The 12,747-nt window shown below is 68.5% G+C and carries 9 protein-coding genes; all 9 read right to left on the bottom strand.

Annotated features, from left to right (window positions below):
- Positions 1 to 24: 24 nt before the first annotated feature.
- A complete protein-coding gene (gene tkt / locus E5790_RS14140; RefSeq protein ID WP_014648248.1) occupies positions 25 to 2,022 on the bottom strand; it encodes a transketolase in 1,998 nt (665 codons plus the stop codon).
- A 213-nt stretch (positions 2,023 to 2,235) separates the two neighbouring features.
- Positions 2,236 to 3,555 carry a dicarboxylate/amino acid:cation symporter gene (locus E5790_RS14135; RefSeq protein ID WP_014648249.1) on the bottom strand — a complete coding sequence of 440 codons (1,320 nt, stop codon included), beginning with the start codon at positions 3,553 to 3,555 and terminating at the stop codon, positions 2,236 to 2,238.
- A 57-nt stretch (positions 3,556 to 3,612) separates the two neighbouring features.
- The gene (locus E5790_RS14130) at positions 3,613 to 5,328 is read right to left on the bottom strand and encodes a BatD family protein (RefSeq protein ID WP_111206042.1); all 1,716 of its coding nucleotides are present in this window, start codon (positions 5,326 to 5,328) and stop codon (positions 3,613 to 3,615) included.
- Positions 5,325 to 7,163: a VWA domain-containing protein gene (locus E5790_RS14125; RefSeq protein ID WP_111206041.1), complete on the bottom strand. Its 1,839-nt coding sequence runs from the start codon at positions 7,161 to 7,163 to the stop codon at positions 5,325 to 5,327. The genes E5790_RS14130 and E5790_RS14125 overlap by 4 nt, the downstream gene beginning before the upstream one ends.
- A complete protein-coding gene (locus E5790_RS14120; RefSeq protein ID WP_014648252.1) occupies positions 7,160 to 8,164 on the bottom strand; it encodes a VWA domain-containing protein in 1,005 nt (334 codons plus the stop codon). Before E5790_RS14120 ends, E5790_RS14125 begins: the two co-directional genes overlap by 4 nt.
- Positions 8,161 to 8,610, bottom strand: coding sequence for a DUF4381 family protein (locus tag E5790_RS14115; protein WP_032962172.1), 450 nt, complete (start codon positions 8,608 to 8,610; stop codon positions 8,161 to 8,163). The genes E5790_RS14120 and E5790_RS14115 overlap by 4 nt, the downstream gene beginning before the upstream one ends.
- On the bottom strand, positions 8,607 to 9,536 hold the full coding sequence (locus E5790_RS14110; RefSeq protein WP_032962159.1) for a DUF58 domain-containing protein: 930 nt from the start codon (positions 9,534 to 9,536) through the stop codon (positions 8,607 to 8,609). The genes E5790_RS14115 and E5790_RS14110 overlap by 4 nt, the downstream gene beginning before the upstream one ends.
- 8 nt (positions 9,537 to 9,544) lie before the next feature.
- Positions 9,545 to 10,570 (bottom strand): MoxR family ATPase, encoded by a 1,026-nt coding sequence (locus E5790_RS14105; protein ID WP_014648255.1) that lies wholly within the window; start codon positions 10,568 to 10,570, stop codon positions 9,545 to 9,547.
- 186 nt (positions 10,571 to 10,756) lie between these two features.
- Positions 10,757 to 12,727 carry a type IV pilus secretin PilQ family protein gene (locus tag E5790_RS14100; protein WP_032962161.1) on the bottom strand — a complete coding sequence of 657 codons (1,971 nt, stop codon included), beginning with the start codon at positions 12,725 to 12,727 and terminating at the stop codon, positions 10,757 to 10,759.
- Positions 12,728 to 12,747: the final 20 nt, after the last annotated feature.

Below are 12,747 nucleotides of genomic sequence, written 5' to 3'. Positions count from 1 at the left end.
TTCCTCATTACGTCGCGATGCTGCTTACAGCGCCTTGGCGGCTTCCACCACGTGCGCGGTGGTGATGCCGAAGTGCTTGTACAGCTGGTCGGCCGGGGCGGAGGCACCGAAGGTGTCGATACCGATCACGGCACCGTCCAGGCCGACGAACTGGCGCCAGAAACCGGTGACGCCGGCTTCCACGGCCACGCGCTTGCGCACGGCGTTCGGCAGCACCGATTCACGGTAGGCCGCATCCTGGCGCAGGAACACGTCGGTGGACGGCATCGAGACCACGCGGGTCTTGAGACCAGCCGCATCCAGCTGGGCCTTGGCTTCGGTGGCCAGCGAGACTTCCGAACCGGTGGCGATCAGGATCACATCCGGGGTACCGGCGGCATCGGCCAGCACGTAACCGCCGCGCTCGATCTGCGCGATCTGCTCGGCGCTGCGCGGCTGGTGCGGCAGGTTCTGGCGGCTGAACACCAGGCAGCTCGGGCCGTCCTGGCGGGTGATCGCGGCCTTCCAGCTCACCGCCGACTCGACCGCATCGCACGGACGCCACACGTCGTTGTTCGGGATGTAGCGCAGCGAGGCCAGGTGCTCCACCGGCTGGTGGGTCGGGCCGTCTTCGCCCAGGCCGATCGAGTCGTGGGTGTAGACGTGGATGGCGTGCGCCGGGATCAGCGCGCTCATGCGCACGCCGTTGCGGGCGTAGTCGCTGAACACCAGGAAGGTGGCGTCGAACGGAATGAAGCCACCGTGCAGGGCCAGGCCGTTGGCAATGGCGGTCATGCCGAACTCGCGCACGCCGTAATACACGTAGTTGGCGTTGGCGTCGTCGCTGGCAACCGATTTGCTGCCCTTCCACAGGGTCAGGTTGGAGTGCGCCAGGTCGGCCGAACCGCCGACGATTTCCGGCAGCAGCGGGGCATAGGCTTCGATGGCCAGCTGCGACGCCTTGCGCGAGGCGATCGTCGGGCCTTCCGCGGCCACCTGGGCGATGTACGCATCGGCCTTGGCAACGAAGTCGGCCGGCAGTTCGCCATGCGAGCGGCGGGTCAGTTCGGCTGCTTCAGCCGGGTACTGGCTGGCGTACTTGTCGAACAGCTGTTCCCACTCGGCCTGACGCAGGGTGCCGGCGCCATTGGCGCGCCAGCCGTCGTAGATCGCCTGCGGGATCTCGAACGGACCGTATTCCCAGCCCAGCTGCTTGCGGGTGGCTTCCAGCTCGTCCTTGCCCAGCGGTGCGCCGTGGCTGGATTCCTTGCCCGCCTTGTTCGGCGAACCAAACCCGATGGTGGTGCGGCAGCAGATCAGGGTCGGCTTGTCGCTCTGCGACAGCGCGGCCTCGATGCCGGCCTTGATGCTGTCCGGGTCATGGCCATCGACGTCGCGGACCACGTTCCAGCCATAGGCCTCGAAACGCTCCGGGGTGTTGTCGGTGAACCAGCCCTCGACGTTGCCGTCGATGGAGATGTGGTTGTTGTCCCAGAAGCAGACCAGCTTGTGCAGGCCCCAGGTGCCGGCCAGCGAAGCGGCTTCATGCGACACGCCTTCCATCAGGCAGCCATCGCCCATGAACACCCAGGTGCGGTGGTCGACCACTTCCAGCTCCGGACGGTTGAAGCGCTGTGCCAGCAGCTTCTCGGCCAGGGCGAAGCCCACGGCATTGGCGAAACCCTGGCCCAGCGGGCCGGTGGTGGTCTCCACGCCCGGGGTCTCGTGGCGTTCCGGGTGACCGGCGGTGTGGCTGCCCAGCTGGCGGAACAGCTTCAGCTGCTCGATCGGCAGGTCGTAGCCGCTCAGGTGCAGCAGCGCGTACTGCAGCATCGAACCGTGGCCGTTGGACAGCACGAAACGGTCGCGGTTGAACCAGTGCGGGTTGCTCGGGTTATGGCGGAGGTAGTCGTTCCAGAGGACTTCGGCGATGTCGGCCATGCCCATGGGCATGCCGGGGTGGCCGGACTTTGCGGTTTCAACCGCATCGGCGGCAAGGAAGCGGATGGCGTTGGCCAACTGGCGACGGGTAGGCTGCGTCATGGTTCTGTCGGAATCGGGAGGCGGCCGCGGACGTGCGGGCGGCCTATTGTCCCATAGTCGCCGGGCGGGGGGTCAGTTCACCTTGCCCGGTCGTGCCGGCCGCTGGCCGGCACGTCATGATCTCCGCCGGATTCCGCATGTGAAAGGGGTCGGAGCCCTTTCCCTGCGGAAAGGAATCCGACCCCGATCAGGTCGCCAGCAGTGGCGTTGGACTCAGTCCTGCTGCGGACCCAGGGCCGGGCCATCGTGCGACTCGCCCTTGGCCACCAGCGTGGTCAGGGCCAGGTCGCCGGTCACGTTCAGCGCGGTACGGCACATGTCCAGGAAGTGATTCACGCCCAGGATCAGGCCGATGCCCAGCGGATTCACACCGACCATCGCGCAGATCATCGCCACCACCGGCAGCGATCCCGACGGCACGCCGGCGGTACCGATGCCACCGAGGATGCAGACCGCCATCACCATGATCTGCTGGCCGATGCTCAGGTCAACGCCGAAGAACTGGGCCAGGAAGATCACCGTCACGCCCTCGAACAGCGCGGTGCCGTTCTGGTTGGCGGTGGCACCCACGGTCAGCACGAAGCGCGACACGCGCTGCGGCAGGCCCATCTGGTCGGCCACGCGCAGCGCGGTCGGCAGGGTGGCATTGCTGGAGGCGGTGGAGAACGCCATCACCGTTGCTTCCTGGGTATCGCGGAAGAACGACAGCGGCGAGCGGCCGGACAGCCACACCGCGGTACCGTAGGTCACGATCATGTGCAGACCCAGCGCCAGCACCACCACGCCCACATAGGCACCCAGGCGGATGATCAGCTCGAAGCCGAACAGCGCGGCCAGGTTGAACATGAAGCAGGCCACCGCATAAGGGGCCAGGCGGATGACCAGGTTGATCAGGGTCATCGAGATTTCGAACACGCCTTCGATGGCGCGGCGCAGCGGGGCAACCTTTTCATTGTCGGTCAGCACCATGCCGATGCCGAACATCAGCGCGAAGAACATCAGCGACAGGATCGCGCCGTTGTCCGACGCGGCCTGCAGCACGTTGCTCGGCACGATCGACAGCAGCATGTCCATGCCCTTCGGCGTGCCGTGGATGCCAGCGACGATTTCCTTGCTGCGCTCGGCGTTCTCCGAGAGCATCAGTGCCGCAGTCTGCGGATCGACGCCCGCGCCCGGCTTGAGCAGGTTGACCAGCACCAGGCCGATGCCCACCGCGATGCCGGACAGCAGCACGGTGTAGGCCAGGGTCTTCCAGCCGATGCGGCCGAGGGCGCGGATGTCGCCCATCTCCGACACGCCCATGATCAGCGCCGAGAAGATCAGCGGCACGATCAGCATGAAGATCAGGTTGAGGAACAGGCCCGACGCCGGGGTGGTGACGTAGTCCATTACCCACTTGGCACCAGCCTGCAGACCATCGACGCTGCCGCCCAGGGCGTGCACGATCAGTCCCAGGACCAGGCCGATCGCAAAGCCGATGCCCATCTTCCAATGCAGGGGCAACTTCTTCTTGTCGGCAGCAGCTGCTGTCATACGCGGGTTTCCTCGAAAAATGAATGCACTCTAACAAAGCGCGCAAGCGGCGCCGGTTCAGGTTCGCCGCGGCGGATACAGCGGCGCCAGGTCAGTGTCGGCGGTGCCCGCAGCCGCCGACCAGTGCGGTCCGTCACGGAAGACCTCGCGCAGGCGCGTGCGCAGCGGCGCCAGATCCCCCTGCCCGCCCCACCGCGCCTGCTGCAGGTCCTGTAGCACTTGACGCTGGGCTGCATCCCCAAGCCGCGCGATGACCTGTTCGATGCGTTCCACACCAGCCATCGCACACAGCTGTGCTTCCACCTGGTCGAAGCCCTCGCCATCCAGCGCGCGGCGCAGTTCTGCCAGGCCGGCACGCCCGCCCGCCGCAGTCGGCACAGAGGGCTTGCCCGCTACAGGCGCCACTGCGCGCGGGCGCCGACCTCGCTGCCAGCCCCACAGGAGAGTCAGCAGCCACAGCAACGCCAGGCCGATGGCCGCCGCCATCCACGGCCACGGACGCTCGGACAGGCCGCTGGCACGCGGATCGGTCGCGGCGATGCGGCTGTCCTGGCCATCGGCGCCCGGCAGCGCGGCATCGGTGTCGATCGGCGGCAATGGCGCCGGTGAGGCAGTGCCGGTGCCGGTGCCGGCCGCGACGGCCAGCGTCAGGTCCGGCAGCTTCGCCTCCTGCGCCTTGCCGTTACGCACATCCCACCAGGGCAGGCGCGGCCCCGGCACCACCAGCGAACCCGGCTGGCGCGGCACGATCGAATAGCGGCGGGTGATCTTCAGGCGCGGCGTGCTGCCGTTGAAGGTCTCTTCGTACTGTGTCGGTTCGGCGAACACCTGCGCATTGGTGCCGACATCCGGCACCGGCAGGTCGGTGAACTGCGCGCGCGTCGCGCCTTCGGCAACCGCTTCGACCACCACGTTGGCGGCCTCACCGGTGCGGGCACTGGTCGGCGCACTGGTGTAGCGCAGCTGCAGGCTCTGCAGTGGCAGCCACGGCTGCGGGGCCTGCGCCGGCTGTGCCTGCACCTGCAGCGTGCGGTCTGCGCCGGTGGCATTCATGCGGCCATCGCCACCGCCGAAGAAGTCGTCGAAGAAGCCACCCGCACTGCGCCCACTGAAACGGGCACCGGCCAGGCGCAACGCGCCGCTGCGCTCGGGGATCAGCAGGAAACGCCGTTCGACCACGTTGTAGCGGCGCCCGTTGACCTGGCGTACATCGGTGCGGTCGTCGCCCACACGCTGCAACGACGCGCCCGCCGGGGTATCCAGCACCAGCTCGCCGGAGGCCAGCTGCGAGGCGAAGTACAGCCGCACCACCACGCCCACGCTCTGCTGCACATACGGCGTATCGTCATCGACAACGGTTTCGATGAAGGCCATCGCATTGCTGTCGGGCCCCGCCACGGCCGCCGCATCGACCTGCAGCGTCAGCGGTGCGGTGCGCACACTGCCCACCTGCAGGCCCGGTACCACCAGCGCACCACTACGTCGTGGTGTCAGCGCCACGCCATACAGGTTGCGCTGCTGCATGCTGCCATTGCTCCATTCCACCTGGCGGCTGCTGGTCTGCCCGCTCAGGTCGAAGTCGGTGCGCAATGGCGTGAAGTCAGGGGCGCCCTGGTCGCTCTCGACATTGAGCGTGACCGTGTCGCCCATCGCGATGCGGTCGCGGTCCAGCCACGCGCGCGGCTGCGCCCAGGCCAGCAGCGGCAGCCACAACAGCAGCGCCGCCAGTACCTGTCGAGGCCAGTGCCCGTGCATGTTGATCGACCGCGTCATCGCCCTTCCCTCTTCCTGCGTTCGTTTTCCAGCTGGAACTTGGCCCGCAGCAATGCGCCCGGATCATCCGGCACACGCCGCATCCATGCCTCCACCGCCTGTTGCTCCTCGCGCTGGCGCGGCGTGCGGCCCTCACCACCCGGCACTGGCTTGCCCCCCTTGCCGGCCTCACCCTCGCGTGCCTGCTGCATCGCCTGCTGCATGCGCTGGCGCTGCTGTTCATCGGCCTGCGCCTGCGCCTTGGCATCTTCCACCTGCGGTGGTGCCTGCTGGCCATCGCGGCCACGTTCGCCAGGCTGAGGCTCCGACTGCGCGTTGTTGTCACCCGCCTTGGGCTGGCCCTGCTGGCCCGACGGCGGCTGGCCCTGGCCGGGTTGCTGCTGGCCCTGCTTCGGCTGTCCCTGTGGGTTCTGTTGGCCCTGCGGGCCCTGCGGTTGTTTCTGCTGCCCGTTCTGCGGTGGCTTCTGTTGATCCTGGCCTTGGCCGCCCCCGGATGGCCTGCGCTTGCGTGCGGCATCGACCACGGCGCGGTTGGCCACTGCATCGGCCATGCCCGGATGCAGCGCCAGTGCGCGGTCGTAGGCGGCGATCGCTTCGTCGTAGTTGCCTTCGCGTGCAAGCGTGTTGGCCAGGTTGTACCAACCGGCATCGCTGTCGATGCCTTCGAACTGTCTGCGTGCAGTGGCGAAGTCGCCCTTGCGGTAGGCCTGAACCCCCTCGGCCAGGCGTTGATGCTGCAGCTGGTCGCTGCGCTTCCACGGCGTGCCCTGCGCCGGCTGCGAGACAGGCGTCGCAGGGGCCTGCGCCTGCGCGTCATTCATCCATGGCAGCAGACCCACCGCGAGCACCGCGGCCAGCACCGCGCGACGGCGGAAGGCCAGCAATGCCAGCAGCATCACCGGCGGCAGCAACCAGAAGCCTTCGTCACGCCACTGCTTGCCTTCGCCCGGCCGCTGCGCCGCCGTGCCGTCGCGCGCGTCGAGTACACCGAGCGCACGCAGATCGCCGTCATCGGCAGAGATGCGCGCATAGCGGCCGCCACCGGCAGTGGCGACTGCACGCAGGCTGCCCTCATCCAGCGCGGCCTGGCGGATCTGCCCATTGCCATCGCGGTACGCCGCACCGGCAGGCGTGCCCAGGCCCAGCACCGACACCTGCAGGCCCAGGCTGCGTGCCTGCGCCGCCGCCAGTGCAGCTTCGCTGTCCGCCTGATCGCTGACCAGCAGGATCTGCCCCTGCAACGCGCCGATCTGCCGCATCAAGCGTGTCGCCCAGTCGATGCCGCGGTCGGCACGCTGGCCATCACGCGGCATCACGTCCGGCGACAGCGCATCCAGATACAACGCAACATTGCTGCCGTCGTCGGTCAGCGGCGCCACGGTGTAGGCATCATCGGCATACACCACCAGCCCCACCTGCCCGCCCTGGCGCGCGCGCAGCAGCTCGCCCACTTTCGCCCGCGCCTGCAGCAGGCGCGACGGCGGAAGATCGGTTGCCGTGATCCGGCTGGACAGGTCCAGCACCACCAGCAGCGGTGCGCTGGCCTGGAACATCGGTTGTGCCTGCTGGCGCCAGCTCGGCCCGGCCATGGCCAGCGATGCCAGTGTCCAGCCCAGCAGCAGCGCCCATGGCAGGCGCACTCGCCGCTTCGCGCCCGCGGCCAGCAGATGTGGCAACAGGTGTGCGTCCACCGCCTGCCGCCACGCATCACTGCGTCGCTGCCGGTACACCGCGAGCGCGAGGATCAGGGGCAACGCCAGCAGCGCCCACAACCACTCCGGTCGCAGGAAGTGCAATGCGCTCCAATCGGGGAGATTCGAAGCAAACGCGATCATCGGCGACGCTCCGGCCACAGCCAGGCCAGCACGCCCAGCAGCAACGCCAGCCCCAACGGCCAGGCATAGCGTTCTTCGCGCGGACGCAGGCTCGGCCCCTTCGCGGCGACCGGCTCCAGGCGATCGAGCTCGGCGTAGATCCCGGCCAGCTGCGCGGTGTCACGCGCGCGGAAGAACTGGCCACCGGTCATGCTGGCGATCTTCTTCAGGGTGGCCTCATCGACCGGATCCTGGTCGGTGGAAATCGGGATACCAAACAGGCGCATGCTGCCATCGCCGCCGAATGCAACCGTGTGGATGCGCACGCCTTCGGCGCGCGCGACTTCCGCGGCGCGCAGCGGCTCCAGCACACCGGCGTTGCTGACACCATCGGTCAACAGGATCAGCACGCGCTGTCCCTCCGGCTGGCTGCGCAGGCGCTTCACTGCCAGGCCGATGGCATCACCGATGGCGGTCTCGCGCCCGGCCAGGCCGACCACGCTGTCGCGCAGCTGATCGCGCACGCTGGCCAGGTCTGCGGTAAGCGGCGTAAGCGTGTAGGCGCGATCACCGAAAATCAGCAGGCCGACGCGGTCGCCGGCACGACGATCCAGGAAGTCGGCCAGCACGGCCTTGGCCGCGGTGAGGCGATCAACCGCCTGGGCTCCCAGCACCATGTCACCCTCGCCCATGCTGCCGGACACGTCCATCGCCAGCATCATCTGCCGGCCCTGCTGCGGCGGCGTGATGGCTTCGCCCAGCTGCTGCGGCCGTGCCAGCGCGATGCACAGCGCGCACCAGCCCAGCCATAGCAGCAGCGTGCGCAGCCACGACACGTCGACGCGGCCCCCACCGGACAGCGCTTCGAGCTCGGCGGCGGCGTACGGCACACGCAGCGCGGCGCCCGGTTCTGCACGGCGCTTCCACCAGCGCATCAGCAACGGCAACGGCAGCGCGAGCAATGCCAGTGGCCATGCCAGCTGCAGGTCCGGCCATGGCCAATAGGTCGTCCAGAGGTTCATCGGCGGCGCTCCAGCAGCATCGCCAGATAGCGCTCGCGGGCCCAGCTGCGCACGGCCGCCACGTCGTTGCTGTCGACGCGTGGGCGATACGCGCCTTCGGCCAGCAGGCTGCGACGCGCATCGGGCAACGTGCCCTGCGGGTCTACACGCTGCCACCAGGCATCATCGCGCAGCGATTCACTGCCCGGCTTTGCACGGCGTGCGGCACGGCGCAGCAATCCGGCAATGGCCGCCAGTTCGGCCGCAGCGTCGGTGGTGGCTGCCAGTTCGCTATCGAACAGCTGCAACCAACGCTGGCGGCGACGGCGACGCCGCCACATCAGCACGGCGATCACCAACAGCACCAGCACAACCGCCGCGCCGACCATCAGGTAACCGGGGGCAGGCGGCCACCATGAAGGTGCCGGTGGCAACTGCACATCGCGCAGCGGCAGCGCGGCGCTCACGCCGGCACCTCGGTCGGTGATGGCGCCAGCCACGCGTCGCTGGGCGCATCCGTGGACAGCACCTGCACATCAACACGGCGTGCGCCGAGCTGGCGCCGCAGTTCCTGCAGCGGTTCGACGAAGTGTGCCTGCCAATGCGCCTGCACTTCACTGCGGCGCAGGTCGAGGCCGATGCGCTGCTGTGCGGTCTGGAACTGCAGCGCCGCCGAGGGGGGATGCAGTTCCAGCGGATCAACCAGCAGCACCAGGCTGAGATCGTGATGCTGGGCCAGCGCGCTCCAGCGCGCGGGCGGAATGCGGATGGCCTGCTGCGGATCGGCCAGCACCAGCATGCGTGCCCCCGGGCGCAGCACGCGACCGGCATGATCCAGTGCACGCGCCAGGCCCAGATCGTCGGCCGGCGGCTGTGCATACCAGCGGGTCAGCGCGTCGAGCACGCGCAGCACGCCGCGTGGCCCGCCCGCAGGGGCAATCGGCGCTTCGCGGTCACTGCCGCGCAGCGCACCCACGCGGTCGCCGCGGCGCTGCGCCGACCACGCGGCAACCGCACCGGCACGGGCGGCCTGTACCGATTTGAAGCGCACGCGCGTGCCGAAGTACAGCGCCGGCGACGTATCGGCCACGATCAGGCTGACCCGCTCGCGCTCGGCCTGGAACAATTTGGTATGGGCGCGGCCGGTGCGCGCAGTCACGCGCCAATCGATGTGGCGCGCGTCGTCGCCAGCTACATATTCGCGCGACTCGGCGTATTCCATGCCGCGGCCGCGCAGTTGGGACGGTGCCTGGCCCGCGTTGCCGGTGCGGCCACGGCGCGGCGGCGGCGGACGCTGTGCCAGCCGCCGTAGCGCGACCAGTTCGGCCAGCTGCGGGCGCAGCCCGTCACCTTCGAGCGCGGACGGTGCCTGTTCCAGGGATGGATCGGTCATGCGCAGGCTCAGGGTGCCGGCACCCGGGCCAGCAGCTCCTGCACCAGGCGCTCGCCGTCCCAGCCCTCGGCGGTGGCTTCATAGCTGGGCAGCACGCGATGGCGCAGCACGTCGGCGGCGACTGCACGCACGTCGTCGGGCGTGACGAAGTCACGGCCGGCCAGCCACGCCCGCGCACGGGCACAGCGCTCCAGTGCGATGGAACCGCGCGGGCTTGCCCCCCAGGCGATGCGGCGGCCGAGGCCGGCGTCGTAGCGCGCGGGATCGCGCGAGGCCAGCACCAGTTCGATCAGGTAGCGCTCCAGTGCCGGTGCCATGTGCAGGTCCAGCACTTCGCGGCGGGCGTCGAACACGTCCTGCATCGGCATCTTGTCCGGCGCCGGCGCAGCCTCGCCCAATGCACCACGGGCACGCTCACGGGCCAGCCGCAGGATTTCCGATTCGGCGGCCTGGTCCGGGTAACCGATGCGCACATGCATCAGGAAACGGTCCAGCTGCGCTTCCGGCAGCGGGAAGGTGCCCTCCTGCTCGATCGGGTTCTGCGTGGCCATCACCAGGAACAGCGGCGGCAGCGCATAGGTATGGCGGCCAACCGTGACTTGGCGCTCGCCCATGGCCTCCAGCAGCGCCGACTGCACTTTGGCCGGTGCCCGGTTGATCTCGTCGGCCAGCAGGATCGGGTGGAAGATCGGGCCGGGCACGAACTCGAAGCGGCCCTCCTGCGGGCGCCAGATCTCGGTGCCGGTGAGGTCGGCCGGCAGCAGGTCGGGGGTGAACTGCACGCGGGCAAAGTCTGCTTCCAGGCGCGAGGCCAGTGCACGGATCGCCGTGGTCTTGGCCAGGCCCGGCGCGCCCTCCACCAGCAGATGGCCGTCGGCCAACAATGCAATCAGCAGGCGTTCGACCAGTGCCGCCTGGCCGACGATCTCGGCCGACAGCGCGTCGCGCAGCTGGGTGAACGCCGCATGCAGGCGGGAGGTGGCCGGCGCGGGCGGCGGCGAGACGGTTTCGGGCATCGGCGGTGGCAGGTTCATGGGGGCCTTTGACCGGCGCAGGACGGCACGGGTTCCCGACATCATCGCAGGGTGCCCTGCGATTGGCATCAAGAACCGCTGAACAGCCGTCCACACCGGGCATGGATCTGCTTCGTGCATGCCGCCAGCCCAAACGAAAAAGGGCCGCACGGGGCGGCCCTTCTTCGTTTCGCGGGAGGCGCGGGCTCAGTTCTGCTTGGCCACGCGTAGCACCTTCGGGGTGACGAACACCAGCAGTTCGGCCTTGTCCTTGTTGCGACCGCGCTTCTTGAACAGGTTGCCCAGGAACGGCACGTCGCCCAGGAACGGCACCTTGCTGATGCTGTTGCGATCGGTGAACTCGTAGACGCCACCGATCACCACGGTCTGCCCATCCTCGACCAGCACCGCGGTGTTGACTTCGCGACGGTTGATCGACGGCACGGTGCCGTAGCCCTCCAGCTGGATCAGCTGGTCGACTTCGTCCTTCTTCACCTGCATGTTGAGGAACACGCGGTTGTCGTTGGTGATGGTCGGGGTGACCTTCAGCTCCAGCACCACTTCCTTGAACTGGACGTTCGGGGTCGCGACGCCGCCAGCGCCACCACCGCTGATGGTGACGTAGCCGATTTCCTTGCCCTGCTTGATCATCGCTTCGCGCTGGTTGGTGGTGACCACGCGCGGGTTGGAGATCACCTCGCCTCGCGACTCCTGCTGCATGGCCGACAGCTCCACGTCCAGCAGGTAACCGGCATTGAGGATGGACAGTGCCAGCGAACCCGGGTTGCTGGCGGCAGCCACCGGCAGGTTCCAGTTCAGGCCACGGGTGATGGTCGAGCCCACCGGGACAGGAGCCGGGCCCACCCGGCCACCGGCGATCCAGTCGCGCTCGGCCTTGGCGTTGTCCTGCGCGGACTTGACCTGCGATTCCCGGGTCAAGCGGTTGGCCTCGAGATTGCCGCTGAAATAGACATTGTCGCGGCTGCCGCTGACACCGAACTTCGCGCCCAGCTCGCGGGCGAAGGTGTCGGTGGCGATGACGATGCGGCTTTCGATCAGCACCTGGTCGACCGGGCGGTCGATCACGTTGATCAGCTCGCGCATGCGCGCGATCTTCTTCGGGATGTCGCTGATCATCAGCGTGTTGGTACGCTCGTCGGCCACGATGCGACCACGCGAGGACAGGAAGCCACTGTCTTCCTGCGAGGAGTTGCCCGAACCACCACCACTGCCACCACCACCGCCGCCGCCGATGCCCTTGGCCTCGGTCAGCGCTTTGAAGATCTGTGTGGCGCTGTGGTAGTTGATCTGGATGTAGTCGGTCTGCAGGTCTTCGCGGTTCTCGATGGCGATGCGCGCGTCTTCCTTCTCCTGCTCGAACTTGGCCAGTTCGGCCTGCGGCGCCACCCAGATCACGCTGCCGTCACGACGCTTGTCCAGGCCCTTGGCGCGCAGGACGATGTCCAGCGCCTGGTCCCACGGCACATTGACCAGGCGCAGGGTCACGTTGCCCTGCACCGAGTCGGACGCCACCACGTTCAGGTTGGACTCCTCGGCGATCAACTGCAGCACGGTGCGCACCGGCACGTCCTGGAAGTTGAAGGTCACCGGCTTGCCGGTGAAGCCGCGCTGGCCGACGGCCTTGGCCGCCTGGGTGACGCTGCCGGCGGTGACCGCACCCACGGCGGCCTGGGCCTGGCGCGGGCTGATCTCGACCACGTATTCGTTGCCGCTCTGGTAGGCCAGCGACTCCACCGCGCCACCGGTGCTCAGCACCAGCTGGGTACCGGCGCCCGACGGCTTGGCGTCGATGCGCTGTACCGGCGTGGCGAAGTCGGTGACGTTCATCGGCTTCTGCAGGTTGGCCGGCAGCCGGGCATTGCCGACGTCGACCACGACGCTGTTGCCCTGCGTGCGCAGGTCAGGGATCGCGCCCTGCCCGTCGAACTGCACGATCAGGCGCCCGGCGCCGTCATCGCCACGCTTGAAATCGATCTTGGCCACCGACAGGCCCGCCGGCGCGGCGGCCGGTGCCACGGTGGCGCCCACCGGCTTTTCCGCCGGTGCGGCAGCCAGCGCCGGAGCGCAGGCCAGCATCAGCGCGACTCCCAGCGCGCTGACACGGTTCAAGGTAGAGCGCCGGATGGGACGCAGCCCCTTGGCTTGGTGAAAGGTCATCGTGCTATCCCCAGTAAACG

This window comes from Stenotrophomonas sp. PAMC25021, from assembly GCF_004795795.1.
GTDB classification, from domain to species: Bacteria; Pseudomonadota; Gammaproteobacteria; order Xanthomonadales; family Xanthomonadaceae; genus Stenotrophomonas; species Stenotrophomonas muris.
Note: the sequence above shows the minus strand (reverse complement) of the source record. Positions and strands in the feature narration are given on the sequence as shown.

Coding starts and splice junctions, on each gene's coding strand:
- tkt (WP_014648248.1), bottom strand. CDS start 2,022: ATGACGCAGCCTACCCGTCGCCAGTTGGCCAACGCCATCCGCTTCCTT.
- E5790_RS14135 (WP_014648249.1), bottom strand. CDS start 3,555: ATGACAGCAGCTGCTGCCGACAAGAAGAAGTTGCCCCTGCATTGGAAG.
- E5790_RS14130 (WP_111206042.1), bottom strand. CDS start 5,328: ATGACGCGGTCGATCAACATGCACGGGCACTGGCCTCGACAGGTACTG.
- E5790_RS14125 (WP_111206041.1), bottom strand. CDS start 7,163: ATGATCGCGTTTGCTTCGAATCTCCCCGATTGGAGCGCATTGCACTTC.
- E5790_RS14120 (WP_014648252.1), bottom strand. CDS start 8,164: ATGAACCTCTGGACGACCTATTGGCCATGGCCGGACCTGCAGCTGGCA.
- E5790_RS14110 (WP_032962159.1), bottom strand. CDS start 9,536: ATGACCGATCCATCCCTGGAACAGGCACCGTCCGCGCTCGAAGGTGAC.
- E5790_RS14105 (WP_014648255.1), bottom strand. CDS start 10,570: ATGAACCTGCCACCGCCGATGCCCGAAACCGTCTCGCCGCCGCCCGCG.
- E5790_RS14100 (WP_032962161.1), bottom strand. CDS start 12,727: ATGACCTTTCACCAAGCCAAGGGGCTGCGTCCCATCCGGCGCTCTACC.